Source organism: Amycolatopsis sp. 505, assembly GCF_031625235.1.
In the GTDB taxonomy this organism is placed as follows: Bacteria; Actinomycetota; Actinomycetes; order Mycobacteriales; family Pseudonocardiaceae; genus Amycolatopsis.
Map to the genome: position 1 here is coordinate 117,518 of NZ_JACKQP010000006.1, position 19,338 is coordinate 136,855.

Consider the following 19,338-nt stretch of genomic DNA (forward strand, 5'->3'; position numbering starts at 1 on the left):
GACAACGCAGAGAGTTGACGGCACATGGCGAACGAGGACAAGCTCCGCGACTACCTGAAGCTGGCCACGGCGGACCTGCGCCAGGCCAAGCAGCGGTTGCGGGACTTCGAGGCGCGGGAGACCGAGCCGATCGCGATCGTCGGCATGGGCTGCCGCTTCCCGGGCGGGATCGAGACGCCGGAAGCGTTGTGGCGCCTGGTGTCCGCGGGTGAGGACGTCATCGGGGACCTGCCCGCCAACCGGGACTGGGCGTCGCTCTACGACCCGGACCCGTCGCGGCCCGGCACGTTCTCCATGCGCGGCGGCGCGTTCCTGCACGACGCCGACCGGTTCGACGCCGGGTTCTTCGGCATCTCGCCGCGTGAGGCCCTGGCCATGGACCCGCAGCAGCGGCTCCTGCTGGAGACGTCGTGGGAGGCCCTCGAACGCGGCGGTATCGACCCGCGGACGCTGAAGTCCAGCCGTACCGGCGTCTTCGTCGGGGCGATGCAGCAGAACTACGCGCCGAGCTCGCACAAGGTGCCCGAATCGGTCGAGGGGCACCTGCTCACCGGCACGATCACCAGTGTCGCCTCCGGCCGGATCGCCTACGTCCTCGGCCTGGAAGGGCCCGCGGTCACCGTCGACACCGCGTGCTCGTCGTCGCTGGTCGCGCTGCACTGGGCGGTGCAGGCGCTGCGCCGCGACGAGTGCTCGCTGGCGCTGGCCGGCGGGGTGACGGTGATGGCGACGCCGGGCATCCTGATCGAGCTCAGCCGGCAGCGGGCGCTGTCGCCGGACGGCCGGTGCAAGCCGTTCTCCGCCGACGCCGACGGCTTCGGGGCCGCCGAGGGCGCCGGGATGCTGGTGCTGGAACGGCTGTCGGACGCTCAGCGTTACGGGCACCCGGTGCTCGCGGTGGTCCGCGGCTCGGCGGTCAACTCCGACGGTGCGTCGAACGGCCTCAGCGCCCCGAACGGGCCGTCGCAGGAGCGGGTCATCCTCGACGCGCTCGCCAACGCCCGGGTGGCGGCGAGCCAGGTCGACCTGATGGAGGCGCACGGCACCGGCACCCCGCTCGGCGACCCGATCGAAGCCCAGGCACTGCTGGAGACCTACGGTCGCGGCCGGTCGCCGGAACAACCGCTTTGGCTGGGGTCGGTGAAGTCCAACATCGGGCACACCCAGGCCGCGGCCGGGGTCGCCGGGGTGATGAAGGCGGTGCTGGCGCTGCAGCACGCGACGCTGCCGGCGTCGAAGCACGCCGGGCGCCCGACGTCCGAAGTGGACTGGTCGGCGGGCACGCTGCGGCTGCTGGACACCGGCGTCGAGTGGCCGGCCCGCGAGCACCCGCGGCGGGCGGCCGTGTCGTCGTTCGGCATCAGCGGCACCAACGCGCACGCCATCCTCGAAGCCGCCCCGCCTTCCGAGCCCGTCGCGCCCGCTCCGGTGCCCGCGGTCGTCCCGTGGGTTCTTTCGGGTCGCACGGCGGAAGCCCTGCGTGCGCAGGCGAATCTTCTGTCCGACGTGGACTCGGGGCTGTCCGAGGTGGGGTACTCGCTCGCCGTGACGCGGGCCCGGTTCGAGCACCGGGCCGTCGTGGTCGGCCAGGACCGGGCCGAGCTGCTGCGCGGGCTCGCCGCCGTCGCCGCGGGCACGCCGGACGACGCGGTGGTGTCCGGGGTGGCCGGGAAGCCCTCCAAGGTCGCGCTGGTGTTCCCTGGCCAGGGCTCGCAGTGGGCCGGGATGGCCCTGGAGCTGGCTTCGTCCTCACCGGTGTTCGCGGCCCGTCTGGACGAGTGCGCGGCTGCCCTCGGCTCCTTTGCGGACTGGTCTCTCCGGGAGGTCCTGGCCGACGCCGACGCGCTGACCCGGGTCGACGTTGTGCAGCCCGCGCTGTTCGCCGTGATGGTGTCGCTGGCCGAGCTGTGGCGCTCCTACGGTGTCGTGCCCGACTCGGTGGTGGGGCACTCGCAGGGCGAGATCGCGGCGGCCGTCGTCGCGGGGGCACTGTCCCTTGAGGACGGTGCTCGCGTGGTGGCGCTGCGCAGCAAGGTGATTCTCGCCTTGGCCGGACGCGGTGGCATGGTCTCGGTGGCCGCCTCCCTCGACGCCGTCGAGGCGCGGCTGACCGACGGCCTCTCCATCGCGGCGGTGAACGGTCCGGCCGCGGTGGTGGTCTCCGGCGAGCCGGATGCTCTCGCCGAGCTCATCAAGGCGTGCGAGGCCGACGGCATCCGCGCCAAGCGGATCCCGGTGGACTACGCGTCGCACTCCGCGCAGGTCGAGGAGATCCGCGACGAACTCCTGAGCGTGCTCGCCCCGATCACCCCGCGCACCGCCGAGACGGGCTTCTTCTCCACCGTCACCGGCGACTGGGCCGACGGCGCCGAGCTGGACGCGGAGTACTGGTACACCAACCTCCGCAGCACCGTGCTGCTCGACGACGCCGTCCGGACGCTGGCCGAACGCGGCTTCGGCACGTTCATCGAAGCCTCGCCGCACCCGGTGCTGACGATGGCCATCGGCGAGACGGCGACCGCCCTGGGCACCCTGCGCCGCGGCGACGGCGGCCTCGCCCGGTTCCAGCGGGCCCTGGGCGAGGCGCACTGCGCGGGCGTCCCGGTCGACTGGACCCCGGCGTTCCCCGGTGCGCACCGCGTGGACCTGCCCACCTACCCCTTCCAGCGGGAAAGCTTCTGGCTGCGCACCGAACGCGAGGCGCCCGCCGACGCGGGGTTCTGGGACCTGGTGGACCGCGACGACCTCGCGGGCACCCTCGGCGTCGCCGCCGACGCGCCCCTGGACGAGGTCCTCCCGGCACTGGCCGCGTGGCGCCGCCGCCGGGTCACCGAATCCACTGTGGACTCCTGGCGGTACGGGATCACCTGGCCGGCCGCGGACCTGCCCGCCGCGACACCGTCCGGGCGCTGGCTGGTCGTCCGCGCCGACGACACCGGTGGCCAGGACGTCGTGGACACCCTGGCCCGCACGGCCGACGTCGAGACCCTCGTCCTGAGCTCGGCCGACGACCGCGCCGCGCTGGCCGAGCGGCTCACCGGGCCGTACGACGGCGTGCTGTCGCTGCTCGCCGCCGACGAGCGCCCGCACCCCGAATTCCCGGAAAGCCCGGCCGGGCTGATCCTGACCCTCGTCCTGGCCCAGGCGCTGGGCGACGCCGGGGTCACCGCGCCGCTGTGGGTGCTGACCCGCGGTGCGGTCCGGACCGGGCCCGCCGACGAGCTGCCGGGCCTCGAACAGTCGCTGCTCTGGGGCCTCGGCCGCGTCCTGGCGCTGGAACACGCCGACCGCTGGGGCGGCCTGGTCGACCTCACCCCGGAGCCCGGCGCGGCCGAACTCGACCGGCTGGGCCGGATCCTCGCCGCGCGCGGTGACGAAGACCAGCTCGCCGTCCGTCCGGGCGGCCTCCGCGTCCGGCGCCTGCGCCCCGCCGGCCGAAGCGACCGGCCGCGTTCGTGGCGGCCCGAGGGCACGGTACTGGTCACCGGCGGCACCGGCGCGCTCGGCACGCACGTCGCCCGCTGGCTCGCCGCGGAAGGTGCCTCGCACCTGGTCCTGACCGGCCGCCGCGGCCCGGACGCGCCCGGCGCCCGCGAGCTCGCCGCCGAACTGGAGGCGCTCGGCACCCGCGTCACCTTGGCCCGCTGCGACGTCGCCGACCGCGATGCCCTCGCCGCGCTGCTGACCGGCCTCGACGAGCCGGTCCGTTCGGTGTTCCACGCCGCGGGCACGGTCGAGCTGCTGCCGGTGACCGAGACGACCCTGCCGGGGTTCGCCGAGGTCGTCCGGGCGAAGGTCGCCGGGGCCCGGCACCTCGACGCCCTGCTCGGCGACGACCTCGACCGGTTCGTGCTGTTCTCCTCGATCGCCGGCGTCTGGGGCAGCGGCGACCACGCGGCCTACTCCGCCGCCAACACCTTCCTCGACACCCTCGCCGAGCAGCGCCGGGCCCGCGGCGCGACCGCGACGTCGATCGCCTGGGGCGTCTGGGCGCCGACGGACATCGAAGGCCGGGGCGGGATGTCCGAGGGCGTCGACTCCGGCCAGCTGGCCCGCCGCGGCCTGCCGCTGATGGACCCGGCCACGGCGATCACCGCGCTGCACGAAACCCTCGGCCACGACGAGACGTTCACCGTGCTCGCCGACGTCGACTGGGCCCGGTTCCTGCCGGTCTTCACGGCCGGCCGCGCCCGCCCGCTGTTCGACGACCTGCCCCAGGTGCGCCAAGTGCCGGACGCTCCGGCGCCGGAGTTCACGCCGTTGGCGCAGCAGCTCGCCGGGCTGTCCGGTGGCGACGTCGACCGGGTGCTCCTGGACCTGGTCCGCGCGCAGGCCGCCGCGGTGCTCGGGCACGCGAGCGGCGACGCCGTCGAGCCGGACCGGCCGTTCACCGAAATCGGCTTCGACTCCCTGACCGCGCTCGACGTCCGCAACCGGATCGCCGCCGCGACCGGCCTGCGGCTGCCCGCGACGCTCGTCTTCGACCACCCGACGCCGCTCCGGCTGGCCGCGCACCTGCGGGACCTGGCGCTCGGCACGCGCGCCGAGCCGGTCGCCGTCACCCGGGCCGCGGCCGCCGACGACCCGATCGCCATCATCGGCATGGGCTGCCGCTATCCCGGCGGCGTCCGATCGGCGGACGACCTGTGGACCCTCGTCGCCCAAGGCCGTGACGCCATCTCCGGATTCCCCACCGACCGCGGCTGGGACCTGGCGAAACTGTTCGGCGGCGCGGACGAACAAGGCACGTCGACCGTCCGCGAGGGCGGCTTCCTGCACGACGTCGCCGACTTCGACGCCGGCTTCTTCGGGATTTCCCCGCGCGAGGCCCTCGCCATGGACCCGCAGCAGCGGCTGCTGCTGGAGATCGCGTGGGAGACCATCGAGCACGCCGGCATCGACCCGGCCACGCTGCGGGGTGAGCCCGCGGGCGTCTTCGTCGGCGCCAACTACCAGGACTACCACGCCCGGATGCGGGAGATCCCCGACGGCCTCGAAGGGCACCTGCTCACCGGCAGCGTGTCCAGCGTGCTGTCCGGCCGGGTCGCCTACACGCTCGGGCTGGAGGGACCGGCGCTGACCATCGACGCGGCCTGCTCGTCGTCGCTGGTGGCGTTGCACCTGGCCGCGCAGGCCTTGCGCCGCGGCGAGTGTTCCCTGGCCCTCGCGGGCGGGGTCGCGGTGATGCTGACGCCGTCGTCGCTCACCGCCTTCAGCCGCCAGCGTGGCCTGGCCGCCGACGGGCGCTGCAAGGCGTTCGGCGCCGGAGCCGACGGCATGGGCATGGCCGAAGGTGCCGGTCTGGTGCTGGTCGAGCGGCTGTCCGACGCGCGGCGCCTCGGCCATCCGGTGCTCGCCGTGCTGCGCGGCAGCGCCCTGAACCAGGACGGGGCCTCCAACGGCCTCAGCGCCCCCAGCGGCCCGGCCCAGCAGCGCGTCATCCGGGCGGCCCTCGCCGACGCCGGACTGTCCACAACGGACGTCGACCTGGTCGAAGCCCACGGCACCGGCACGGCACTGGGTGACCCGATCGAAGCGCAAGCCCTCCTGGCCACCTACGGCCAGGACCGGTCGGCACCGCTGTGGCTGGGCTCCCTCAAGTCGAACATCGGCCACACCCAGGCGGCGGCGGGCGTCGCCGGGGTCATCAAGACCGTGCAGGCGCTCCGGCACGGCGTGCTGCCACGAACGCTGCACGCCGAGACGCCGACGTCCCATGTGGACTGGGAAAGCGGCTCGGTACGGCTGCTCGATTCGCCGCGTCCGTGGGAACGATCGCAGCCGCGCCGGGCGGCGGTCTCGTCGTTCGGCATCTCCGGCACGAACGCCCACGTCATCCTGGAACAGGGAGACGCCGGTCTCGCGCCCACGCCCGAGCCTGCCGTGGTGCCGTGGGTGCTGTCCGCGAAGACGGCCGAGGCCTTGCAGGCGCAGGCCGTCGCCCTCCGGGATGTCGGGGGCAGCATCGCCGACGTCGCATTCTCCCTGGCGGCTTCGCGCACCGGCTTCCCGCACCGCGCGGTCGTCACCGGTGATCGGACGACGTTGCTCAGCGGGCTTTCCGCGCTCGCCGACGGGCTTCCGGCGGCCAATGTGGTCACCGGGACGGCGGTTCCGGGCCGGACCGCGCTGGTGTTCCCCGGCCAGGGGGCGCAGTGGGCGGGCATGGCCGTGGAGCTGGCGGAGTCGTCGCCGGCGTTCGCGGCGCGGCTCGACGAGTGCGCTGTCGCTTTGTCGTCCTTTGTGGACTGGTCGGTGCGTGACGTCCTGGCCGACGCCGAGGCGCTGGCCCGCGTCGACGTCGTCCAGCCCGCGTTGTGGGCCGTGATGGTGTCGCTGGCGGAACTGTGGCGCTCGTTCGGCGTCGTGCCGGAAGCGGTGGTGGGTCACTCGCAGGGCGAGATCGCCGCCGCCGTGGTTTCGGGAGCGCTGTCCCTTGAGGACGGCGCTCGGGTGGTTGCCCTGCGCAGTAAGGCCATCCTGGCGTTGGCCGGCGGTGGCGGCATGGTCTCCGTCGCGGCACCGCGGGAAGCGGTCGAGGCGCGGCTGACCGACGGGCTGTCGATCGCCGCGGTGAACGGCCCGGCCGCCCTCGTCGTCTCCGGCGAACCCGGCGCGTTGGACGCGCTGATCGCCGCGTGCGAGGCGGACGGCGTGCGCGCCAAGCGGATCCCCGTCGACTACGCGTCCCACTCGGCGCAGGTCGAACAGCTCCGCGCCGAACTCCTGGACGTCCTCGCCCCGATCCGGCCGCGGACCGGCGGCATCCCGTTCTTCTCGACCGTCACCGGCGGCCGGCTCGACGGCGCCGAGCTGGACGCCGGATACTGGTACACGAACCTCCGCGAGACCGTCCGGCTCGACGTCGCGGTGCGCACGCTCGCCGCGGAGGGGTTCGCCACGTTCGTCGAAGCCTCCCCGCACCCCGTGCTGACCACGGCGATCGGCGAGACCGACGGCGTCGAGGCGCTCGGGTCGCTGCGCCGCGACGACGGCGGGTACGAGCGGTTCCTCCGGTCGCTCGGCGAGGCGCACGTGCGCGGGGTCGCGGTGGACTGGACGCCCGCGTTCCCCGGCGCGCACCGCGTCGAGCTGCCGACCTACGCGTTCCAGCGCCGCCGCTACTGGCTCGACGCGGGCACCGCGGCCGCCGACCCGGTGGACGCCGCGTTCTGGGCCGCCGTCGACGGTCTCGACCTCGACGCCGTCGCGGGCACCCTCGACATCGCACCCGGCAGCACCCTGGCCGAGGTCCTGCCCGCGCTGACCCGGTGGCGCGACCGGGCTCGCACCGCGTCCGAAGTGGACTCGTGGCGCTACCGCATCGAGTGGAAGCCCGTCGCCACGCCATCCGCGCCCGAGCTGTCCGGGCGCTGGCTGGTCGTCGTCCCGGGCGGCGCCGACGCCGGTGTCCCGGCCGCCCTCGCCGCCCACGGCGCCGAGCCGGTCGTGACTTCCGATTTCACCAGCGCCGAAGGGTACGCGGGGGTCGTCTCACTGCTCGCCCTCGACGAAACCGGTGGCGCCACCGCGAACCTCGCGCTGGCCCAGGCCATGGCCGGGACCGGAACGCCGTTGTGGCTGCTGACCCGCGGCGGCGTCACCGGCGACGGGATCTCGCCCGCCCAGGCGATGACGTGGGGCCTGGGCCGGGTGATCGGCCTGGAACTCCCCGGCATCTGGGGCGGCCTGCTCGATCTGCCCGCCGAGCCGGACGCTGCGACCGCGGCGTTGCTCGCCGCCGCACTGTCCGGAGTGGACGCCGAGGACCAGCTCGCGATCCGGCCGTCCGGGCTGCTGGCCCGCCGCCTGGTCCGCGCGCCCGTCACCCCGCCGGCGCAGCGGTGGAAGCCGCGTGGCACGGTCCTGATCACCGGCGGCACCGGCGCGCTGGGCGGCCACGTCGCCCGCCGCCTCGCCGCCGACGGTGCCGAGCACCTCGTGCTGACCAGCCGCCGCGGCCCGGACGCTCCCGGCGCGGCCGACCTCGAAGCCGAGCTTTCCGCGTTGGGCACGCGGGTGACGATCGCCGCCTGCGACGTCGCCGATCGCGACGCCCTCGCCGCGCTGCTGGCGGGCCTGGACGAACCGGTTCGGGCGGTCTTCCACGCCGCCGGGCTCCCGCAGGCCACCCCGGTGATCGACACCACCGCGGCCGAGTTCGCCGCCGTGACCGAAGGCAAGGTCGCCGGCGCCCGCCACCTCGACGAATTGCTCGGCGACGACCTCGACGCCTTCGTCCTCTTCTCCTCGAACGCCGGGGTGTGGGGCAGTGGCGGCCAGGGTGCCTACGGCGCGGGCAACGCCTACCTCGACGCCCTCGCCGAGCAGCGTCGCGCCCGTGGGGCCGCCGCGACCTCGGTCGCCTGGGGCTTCTGGGGCGGTGGCGGCATGGCGGGTGACGTCGAGCTGGAGGACCAGCTGCGCCGCCGCGGTCTCCGCGAGATGGCGCCGGAAGCGGCGGTCGAGGCGCTCTGCCAGGCCCTCGACGCGGAGGAGGTCTTCCTGGCCGTCGCCGACGTCGACTGGGCCCGGTTCGCGCCCGGCTTCACGCTTTCGCGGCGGCGTCCGCTGATCGAGGACATCCCCGAGGTCCAGGCGCTGCCGGCCGAAGAGCCGGAGGCGACGCGGCCGGCCCTGGCCCACCGGATCGCCGGACTGGGCGAACCCGAAGCCCGGCGGCTGCTGCTGGACCTCGTGCGCGGCCAGGCCGCCTCGGTCCTCGGCCACGACTCCCCGGCGGCGGTCCCGGCCGGACGCGCGTTCCGCGAACTGGGTTTCGACTCGCTGACCGCGGTCGAGGTCCGCAACCGGATCAACGCGGCCACCGGCCTGACCCTGCCCGCGACACTGGTGTTCGACCACCCGAACCCGGCCGCGCTCGCCGGCGAACTGCACCGGCTGCTGCTGGGCCGCACCGAAACCACGGAGGTGACCTCGGCCGCGGCCGTCGACGAACCGATCGCCGTCGTCGCGATGGGCTGCCGGTTCCCCGGCGGTGTGCGCTCGCCGGAAGACCTCTGGCGGCTGGTCGCCGACGGCGTCGACGCACTGACGGAGTTCCCCCTCGACCGCGGCTGGGACCTGGCTTCGTTCGGTGACGCCGACCTCGCCGGTGTCGGCGGGTTCGTGGCCGGCGCGGCGGACTTCGACGCGGGCTTCTTCGGCATCTCGCCGCGCGAAGCCCTGGCGATGGACCCGCAGCAGCGGGTGCTGCTGGAGACGTCGTGGGAGGTCTTCGAACGCGCCGGGCTCGACCCGGCCGGCCTGCGCGGCAGCCGGACCGGCGTCTTCGTCGGGGCCAGCACCTCGGGCTACGGCGCCGACCTCGAGTCCGGCTCGGAGGGCTACCTGCTCACCGGCGAGGCACCCAGCGTGATGTCCGGGCGGCTCTCCTACACCTTCGGGCTGGAGGGGCCGGCGGTCACCGTCGACACGGCGTGCTCGTCGGCACTGGTCGCGATGCACCTGGCCGCGCAGTCGCTGCGGCAGGGGGAGTGCACCCTGGCGTTGGCCGGCGGGGTGGCGATCATGGCCAAGCCGATGGCGTTCCTGGAGTTCGCCCGCCAGCGCGGCCTGGCCGCGGACGGCCGGGTCAAGGCGTTCGCCGACGCGGCCGACGGCACCGGCTGGGGCGAAGGCGTCGGCCTGATCCTGCTGGAACGGCTGTCGGACGCGCAGCGCAACGGCCACCCGGTGCTCGCCGTGGTCCGCGGTTCGGCGGTCAACCAGGACGGTGCGTCGAACGGCCTGAGCGCGCCGAACGGCCCCTCCCAGCAGCGGGTCATCCGGGCCGCGCTGGCCAACGCCGGTCTGTCCACTTCGGACGTCGACGCCGTCGAGGCGCACGGCACCGGGACCCGGCTGGGCGACCCGATCGAGGCGCAGGCCCTGCTGGCCACCTACGGCCAGGACCGTGCCACGCCGCTGTGGCTCGGCTCGGTGAAGTCGAACCTGGGCCACACGCAGGCCGCGGCCGGGATGGCCGGTGTGATCAAGACGGTCCTCGCCCTGCGGCACGGGCTCCTGCCGCGCACCCTGCACGTCGACGCCCCCTCGTCCCAAGTGGACTGGACGGCGGGGGCGGTCTCGCTGCTCACCGAGGCACGCGACTGGCCTCCGGTCGATCGCCCGCGCCGGGCCGGCGTCTCGGCGTTCGGCGTCAGCGGCACCAACGTGCACGCCATCCTGGAGCAGGCCCCGGCCGCCGCACCGGAGCCTTCTCCTGCGCCGACCCCGGCGTTGTTGCCGTGGGCGCTGTCCGCCCGTGATCCGGAGGCCCTCGCCGCGTTGACCGCGCAGGTCCGCTCGCTGGACGCGAACCCGGTGGACATCGGGTATTCGCTGGCCACCACCCGGGGGCGGCTCGACCACCGCGCGGTGCTGCTCGGCGACGACGTCATCACCGGCAAGGCCGATCCGGACGCGTTGCTGGCCGTCCTGTTCACCGGCCAGGGTGCCCAGCGGGCCGGGATGGGCCGCGAGTTGTCCGAGCGGTTCCCGGTCTTCGCGTCGGCGTTCGACGCGGTGCTCGCGCACTTCGGTCCGGAGCTGCGTGCGGCCTTCGACGACCAGGACCTCCTCGACCGGACGGAACACACCCAGCCCGCGCTGTTCGCGATCGAGGTCGCGTTGTTCCGGCTGGTTTCTTCCTGGGGCGTGCGGCCGGATTTCGTGGCCGGCCACTCGATCGGCGAGATCTCGGCCGCCCACGTCGCCGGGGTGCTCTCGCTCGAGGACGCCTGCCGCCTGGTCGCGGCCCGCGCGTCCCTGATGCAGGCCCTGCCCGCCGGTGGCGCGATGGTGGCGATCGCGGCGTCCGAAGCCGATGTCCTGTCCGCGGTGGACGGTTGCGACGGAGTCGCCATCGCGGCGGTGAACGGTCCCTCGTCGGTGGTGATCTCCGGGGTGGCCGCCGTGGTGCTCGACATCGCCGCGGGGTTCGCCGCGGACGGCGTCAAGACGCGGCGGCTCGCCGTGAGCCACGCGTTCCACTCGCCGCTGATGGACCCGATGCTGTCCGCGTTCCGCGCGGTCGCCGAAACCCTGACGTACCACCCCGCGGAAATACCGGTGCTCTCGAATGTGAGCGGTGCTCTCGCTTCGGCGTTCTCCGCGGAGTACTGGGTACGCCACGCCCGGGAGGCGGTCCGCTTCGCCGACGGCGTCGCGACCCTGCAGGCCGCCGGCGTCGGCGTCTTCCTCGAACTGGGCCCCGACGGGGTGCTCAGTGCCCTGATCGACGGCACCGCCGTCCCGGCGCTCCGGCGCAACCGCTCCGAAGAGAGAGCACTGCTCTCGGCGGTGAGCACTGCTCACGTCCACGGTGTCGACGTCGACTGGGCCGCGTTCTTCCCGGGCGGCCGCCGCGTCGACCTCCCGACGTACCCGTTCCAGCGCGAACGCTACTGGCCCCGGCCGGGCGCCGTCCGAGGCGACCTCGGCGCGGCGGGCGTGGGATCGCTCGAGCACCCGCTCCTCGCCGCCGCGGTCGAGCTGGCGGGCGACGAGGGGACGGTCCTCAGTGGACGGCTGTCCCTGGAGACGCACCCATGGCTGGCCGGGCACGCGTTGTCCGGGACGGTCCTGCTGCCCGGTACGGCGCTCCTCGAACTGGCGATCCAGGCGGGCGACCAGGTGGGTTGCGACGTGGTGGACGAGCTGACCTTCGCGGCGCCCCTGGTGCTGCCCGCCCAGGGTGCGGTGACGGTCCAGGTCACGGCCGGTCAGGAAGACCCGGCCGGCCGCCGCCCGATCACGGTGTCCTCCCGCCCGGCCGCTTCGGACGCCGGCTGGACCCGCCACGCGACCGGCAGCGTCAGCCGCGCGGCCACCCGGGAAGGAGCGGCCGGGTCGCCGCCGGGCGTGCCTCAGGCCCCGGGCGCCGCGGGCGAGGCCGGCGCGCGCCACCCGCAGTGGCCGCCCGCCGGCGCCGAGCCGGTCGACCTCGACCCGCTCTACCCGCGACTCGCCGCGATGGGCTTCGACTACGGCGAAGCCTTCAACGGCCTGACCCGCGTCTGGCGCACCGGCACCGAACTCTTCGCCGAAGTCGCGCTCCCGGAACCCTTCGAGCCCACCGGCTTCGCCCTCCACCCCGCCCTGGTCGACGCCGCCCTGCACCCGCTCGGCCTCGGCGTCGTCACCCCCGACGACGGCACCCCCCGCGTCCCCTTCTCCTTCACCCGGGCCGCGGTCCACGCCACCGGCGCCACCGAGCTGCGCGTCCGGCTGGCTCCGGCGGGGGAGAACGCCGTCACCCTCAGCGCCTGGGACGCCACCGGCGCACCCGTCGTCACGGTCGGCGAGCTGCTCCTGCGCCCGGTCGCCCCCGCGGCGGCGACCGTCCCGGACACGCTCTTCGAGCAAACCTGGACCGAGGTCACCGCCGATCCCGCCGCACCGCGCGAGGACCTCGCCTTCGCTCCGGTCACCGGCGGCGACGTCCGCGAGACCACCGCCCACGTCCTGGAAACCCTCCAGGCCTGGCTCGCCGAAAACCGGCCGGGCCGGCTCGTCGTCGTCACCCGGGGCGCGGCCGACGGCGACCTCGCGGCCGCGGCAGCCGGGGGCCTGGTCCGGTCCGCGCAGTCCGAACACCCCGGCCGATTCCTCCTCGTCGACGTCGACGACGACCCGCGCTCCCATGCCCTCCTGTCCACAGTGGACACCTATGGTGAGCCTCAGCTGGTCCTGCGGGAAGGCACCGCGAAAGCGCCCCGGCTGGTCCGCGCGACCGGTATGCCGCTGACCCCCGTCGGCGACCACTGGCGGCTGACCACCACCGGCACCGGCACCACCGACGGCCTGGCCGTGGTCCAAGCTCCCGAAGCCCCTCTGGGCGAAAACGACGTCCGCATCGAGGTCCGCGCGGCCGGCCTGAACTTCCGCGACGTCCTCATCTCCCTCGGCATGTACCCCGACCCCGAAGCCCGCCTCGGCTCCGAAGCGGCGGGCGTGGTCGTCGAAGTGGGCGCCGGAGTCACCCACCTCACGCCCGGCGATCGCGTGTTCGGCCTGGTCGACGACGCCTTCGCCCCGCGCGCCGTCGCCGACGCCCGCGGGCTGGCGCCGATCCCCGCCGGGTGGACGTTCCCCGAGGCGGCCACCGTCCCGGTCGCCTTCGTCACCGCCTACTACGGCCTCTTCGACCTCGGCGGACTGAAATCGGGCCAGTCGGTGCTCATCCACGCGGCCGCGGGCGGCGTCGGCATGGCCGCCGTGCAGCTCGCCCGCTGGAAGGGCGCCGAAGTCTTCGCGACGGCGAGCGAGAGCAAGCACGCCGTACTGCGCGAACTCGGCCTCGACGACACCCACCTGGCCGGCTCCCGCACCCTGGAGTTCCGCGACCGGTTCCCGAACGTCGACGTCGTCCTGAACTCCCTGACCGGCCCGTTCATCGACGCCTCCCGCGAGCTGCTCGCCCCCGGTGGCCAGTTCGTCGAACTGGGCAAGACGGACGTCCGCGACGGTCACCACACGTTCGACCTCGGCGACCCCGGCCCGGACCGGATCGCGGCCATCCTCGCCGACCTCCTGGCCGCCTTCGGCCGCGGTGAGCTGACGCCGTTGCCGCTGCGGGCCTGGGAGCTGGGCCGGGCGGCCGACGCCTTCCGGTTCGTCAGCCAGGCCAAGCACGTCGGCAAGAACGTGCTCACGCTGCCGCGCCCGGAACCGGCCGGCACGGTGCTCGTCACCGGCGGCACCGGCACGCTCGGCGCCGCCGTGGCCCGGCACCTCGCCCGCCGCCCGGGCGTCCGGCGGCTGGTGCTGGTGAGCCGGCGGGGACCGGACGCGTCCGGCGCCGCCGGGCTGTGCGAAGAACTGACCGCGCTCGGCGCCGAGGCGATCGTGGTCGCCGGCGACGTGGCCGAGCCCGGCTTCGTGGCGGACGTGCTGCGGGGGATCCCCGCCGAGGCGCCGCTGATCGGGGTGGTGCACGCCGCCGGGATCCTCGACGACGGCGTGCTCGAAGCGCAGACACCGGCCCGGGTGGCCTCGGTGCTTCGCGCCAAAGTGGACGGCGCGTCGGCGCTCGGCAGGCTGACCCGGGACCACGACCTGGCCTGGTTCGTCCTGTTCTCCTCGGTCGCCGGCCTCGTCGGCGCGGCCGGCCAAAGCGGGTACGCCGCCGCGAACAGCGCCCTGGACGCACTCGCCGTGCAGCGGCGCTCCCAAGGCCTGCCCGCGGTTTCCCTCGCCTGGGGCCAGTGGGCGCTCGGCAGCGCGATGACCGGCAAGCTCGGCGAACGCGACCGCGACCGCATCGGGCGCGCCGGTATCCGGCCACTGTCCACAGAGGACGCACTGGCCGCGCTGGACGCCGCCATCGGGCTCGGCCGGCCGGTCGCCGTGCCGATGCGCCTGGACCTCGCCGCCCTCCGCGCGGCCGACGACCTCGCCCCGCTGTGGCGCGGCCTCGTGCGCACATCGGTCCGCCGCGCCGCCGTTGCCGGCGAAAGCTGGGGCGACCCCGAAGAAGCCCGAGGGAAGCTCTTGGACCTGGTCCGCAAGCACGTCGCGGCCGTGCTGGGCCACGCGAGCCCCGACACGGTCGACCCGGCGAGGGCGTTCAAGGACGCCGGTTTCGACTCGCTGACCGCGGTCGAGCTGCGCAACCGGCTCGCCACCGCGACCGGCCGCACGCTGCCCGCGACCCTCGTCTTCGACTACCCGAACCCCGCGGCGCTGGCCGAATTCCTGCTGGCGGGCACCGAACCCGCCGCGGCCCCGGTGCTTCCCGCGGCCCGCGTGCCGGACGACGATCCGATCGCCATCGTCGCGATGAGCTGCCGCTTCCCGGGTGACGTCGACTCGGCCGACGCCCTGTGGCGGCTGGTCGCCGAGGGCCGCGACGCCATCGGCGGCTTCCCGGCCGACCGCGGCTGGCCCGTCGACGAGCTCTACCACCCGGACCCGGCGCACCCGGGCACGTTCTACGCCACCGGTGGCGGCTTCCTGCCCGGCGCCGCCCAGTTCGACGCGGCGTTCTTCGGCATCTCGCCGCGCGAAGCCCTGGCCATGGACCCGCAGCAGCGGCTGCTCCTGGAAGTCTCGTGGGAAGCCATCGAGCGAGCGGGCGTCGACCCGGGCACGCTGCGCGGCAGCAACACCGGGGTGTTCATCGGCGCAGCCCACTCCGGGTACGCGGCCGGAGCGCCGGCCGCGGACGGCGTCGAGGGGCACCTGCTCACCGGCAACGCGGGCAGTGTCCTGTCCGGGCGGGTCGCCTACCACCTGGGGCTGGAGGGGTCCGCGGTCACCGTGGACACGGCGTGTTCGTCGTCGCTGGTCGCGCTGCACCTGGCCGGGCAGGCGCTGCGGGCGGGCGAGTGCGACCTGGCGCTGGCCGGTGGCGTCGCGATCCTCGGGACGCCGGACATCTTCGTCGAGTTCAGCCGCCAGCGGGGCCTGTCCGCGGACGGCCGGTGCAAGGCCTTCGCGGACGCCGCCGACGGCACCGGCTGGAGCGAAGGCGCCGGCATGGTCGTCCTCGAACGGCTGTCGGACGCGCGGCGCAACGGCCACGAGGTCCTGGCGCTCCTGCGCGGCTCGGCGGTCAACTCCGATGGCGCGTCGAACGGCCTGACCGCCCCGAACGGGCCGTCGCAGCAGCGCGTGATCCGCGCGGCGCTGGCGAACGCGGGCCTGAAACCGTCCGATGTGGACGTCGTCGAGGCCCACGGCACCGGGACCACCCTGGGCGATCCGATCGAGGCGCAGGCGGTGCTGGCGACCTACGGCCAGGACCGGTCCACGCCGCTGTGGCTCGGTTCGCTGAAGTCGAACCTCGGGCACACGCAGTCGGCCGCGGGCGTGGCCGGGGTGATCAAGATGGTGCTGGCCATGCGCCACGGCGTGCTGCCGAAGACGCTGCACGTCGACGCGCCGTCGACCCGGGTGGACTGGGCGTCGGGGGCGGTCGAGCTGCTCACCGAGCAGCGCCCGTGGCCGCCGGTGGATCGCCCGCGCCGCGCCGGCGTCTCGGCGTTCGGCATCTCCGGCACCAACGCGCACGCCATCCTCGAACTGCCCGCCGAGCCCGCTCCGGCCGCGGTGGCGCCGCCGGAGCCGCCCGTGGTCGCCTGGGCGTTGTCGGCGAAGGGCGAACCGGCACTGCGAGCCCAGGCCCGCAGGCTGGCCGCGGTCGACGCCGCTCCGGCGGCGGTCGCCGGAGCGCTGCTCACCCGCGCCCGGTTCGACGAGCGCGCCGTCGTGCTCGGCCGTAGCCGGGCCGAGTTGCTCGCCGGGCTGGCCGCGCTGGCCGCCGGAGAGGCCGCGCCCGGAGTCGTTCGCGGCACGGCGTCGCCGGGCAAGCTCGCGGTGCTGTTCACCGGCCAGGGGGCGCAGCGGGCCGGCATGGGCCGCGAGCTGTACGACCGGTACCCGGTGTACGCGGAGGCGTTCGACGAGATCTGCGCCGAGTTCACCGTGCCGGTGCGGGACGTCGTGTTCGGGGACGCGCCGGGCCTGGACGAAACCGGGTTCACCCAGCCCGCGCTGTTCGCCGTCGAGGTCGCGCTGTACCGGCTGTTCGAGTCGTGGGGCGTCCGGCCGTCGTTCGTCGCCGGGCACTCGATCGGCGAGCTGGCCGCGGCGCACGTCGCCGGGGTGTTCTCCCTGGAAGACGCGTGCCTGCTCGTGTCGGCTCGCGCGGCGCTGATGCAGGCGCTGCCGAAGGGCGGCGCGATGGTGTCGATCGCGGCGCCGGAGTCCGACGTCCGCCCGCTGCTGACCGACCGGGTGGCCATCGCCGCCGTCAACGGCCCGGCGTCGGTGGTCGTCTCGGGCGGCGAACCGGACGTCCTGGCCGTCGCCGCGGCGTTCGCGGACCGGGGCGTCCGGACCAAGCGGCTCAGCGTCAGCCACGCGTTCCACTCGCCGCACCTGGACCCGATGCTCGACGAGTTCCGCGCGGCCGCCGACAAGATCACGTACCACCCGGCGGAGATACCGGTGCTCTCGAATGTGAGCGGTGCTCTCGCCGAGCCGTTCACGGCGGACTACTGGGTCCGCCACGTCCGCGAAGCGGTCCGCTTCGCCGACGGTATCTCCACTTTGGACACCGCCGGCGTCGACGTCTTCCTGGAGCTGGGCCCGGACGGCGTCCTCAGCTCGATGGTGCGCGACAGCGTGCCGGACGCCGTGGTGGTCCCGTCCCTGCGGCGCGACCGGCCCGACGGCGAGGCGGCGCTGACGGCGCTGTCGACGCTGTTCGCCCACGGTGCGCCGGCCGACCTGGGCGCGGTCTTCGGGCCCGCCGGTCGCGTGGACCTGCCCACGTACGCCTTCCAGCACGAGCACTACTGGCTGGAGCCGGCGGCTCCCGCGGCGGACACGGCGTTCTGGTCGGCGGTCGAGCGCGAGGACGTCGGCGAGCTCGCGGGAGCGCTGGCGATCGACGAGGACCAGCGCGCGTCCCTGACGGCGCTGCTCCCGGCGTTGTCGTCCTGGCGGCGGCAGAGCGGCGAGCGGTCCGTTGTGGACGGATGGCGCTACCGGGTGTCCTGGGAACCGGCCCGCTTTACGCCCGCGACGCTCTCGGGCCGCTGGCTCCTGGTCGTCCCGGCCGGCGAAGCCCTCCTGGGGGACGAGGTCGCCGCAGCCCTCACCGCACACGACGTCGCATGCACGCGGCTCGACAACCCGGCCTCCGGCGAACTCGCCGAGGCGGCCCAGACCGCGGACGCGGTGTTGTCCCTGCTGGCGCTGACCTCCGGCCCGGACGCGGTCGTCCCGTCCGGAGTGGCGGCCACGCTCGAGCTGCTCCGCGCGGTGCCGGACGTTCCGGTGTGGACGGTCACCCGTGGTGCGGTGTCCATCGGCGACCAGGCGCCGGACGCGGTGCAGGCCCAGGTCTGGGGACTCGGCCGGACCGCGGCCCTCGACCGCCCCCACGCCTGGGGCGGCTTGATCGACCTGCCCGAAGCCGTCACCGACCGTCTCGGCGAACTCCTGGTCCAGGCCCTCGCCGACCCCGCCGAAGACCAAGTCGCCCTCCGTGCGGACGGCCGGTTCGTCCGCCGTCTCGTCCCCGTCACCGGCGCACCCACCGGACAGCCGTGGCGACCCCGCGGCACGGTGCTCGTCACCGGCGGCACCGGTGCCCTCGGCGCGCACGTCGCCCGCTGGCTCGCCACCGCGGGCGCCGATCGGGTCGTCCTCACCAGCCGCCGTGGCGCCCAAGCGCCCGGCGCGAAAGACCTCGCGACCGAGCTCGCCGGCCTGGGCGCCGAAGTCACCATCGCCGCCTGCGACGTCGCCGACCGTGCCGCGCTCACCGCCCTGCTCGACGACCTCCGCGATGACCTGAGCGCCGTCGTCCACGCCGCCGGCGCCGGGGGAGCGACCCCCCTCGACGACCCGGACCTCGCAGCCTTCGCGGAAGTCCTGGAAGCCAAGGTCGCCGGCGCCGACAACCTCGACACGCTCCTCGGCGACACCGAACTCGACGCCTTCGTCCTGTTCTCCTCGATCGCCGGCGTCTGGGGCAGCGGCCGCCAAGCCGCCTACGCCGCGGCCAACGCCCACCTCGACGCGCTCGCCGAAAACCGCCGTGGCCGCGGGCTGGCCGCGACCGCGCTCGCCTGGGGTCCGTGGGCCGACGGTGGCATGGCCGCCGACCACGACGCCGAGGACTACCTCCGCCGCCGCGGCCTCACCCCCCTGCGGCCCGCCCTCGCCGTCCGGGCCATGGCCGGTGCGGTCGGCCGCGGCGAGACCGCGCTGACCCTGGCCGATGTCGACTGGACGCGGTTCGTGCCCGCCTTCACCTCCGCCCGCCCGAGTGCCCTGCTGCTCGGCGTGCCGGAAGCACGGACGGTCGTGGAAGCCGAGATCCCTGAAACCGACCTGCGCGAGCAGCTGACCGGACCGGACGCCGAACGGACGCTGCTCACCCTGGTCCGCACCGAGGCGGCGGCCGCGCTGGGGTACCGCGGGGCCGACGCCGTCCCCGCCGCGCGTCCGTTCACCGAGCTGGGCTTCGACTCCCTGACCTCGGTCGAGTTCCGCAACCGCCTCGCCGCGGCGGCCGGCGTGCCCCTGCCCGCGACGGTCGTCTTCGACCACCCGACCCCGGCGGCGCTCGCCCGGCACCTCCTCGGCGTCCTGCGGCCCGACCGCGCGGCCGATCCCGAGGAAGCCCGGATCCGGGAGGCCCTCGCCACCGTGCCGCTGGCCCGCTTCCGCGACGCCGGGCTGATGACCGCCCTGCTGGAGCTGGCCGGCCTCGACGACGGCGAGACCGGCACCGGCACCGTCGACGACCTCGACGCCGAAGCGCTGGTGCGGCTGGCCCTCGACGGTACCGATTCCCGATGACCCACTCCTGGAGCT

Annotated in this window: 1 protein-coding gene; it reads left to right on the forward strand. The window is 75.0% G+C overall.

Annotated features, from left to right (window positions below; translation table 11 throughout):
- The first annotated feature begins 24 nt into the window (after positions 1 to 24).
- Positions 25 to 19,323, forward strand: a complete 19,299-nt coding sequence (locus tag H5965_RS22920) for a type I polyketide synthase (RefSeq protein ID WP_310972177.1) — start codon at positions 25 to 27, stop codon at positions 19,321 to 19,323.
- The last annotated feature ends 15 nt before the right edge of the window (positions 19,324 to 19,338 follow it).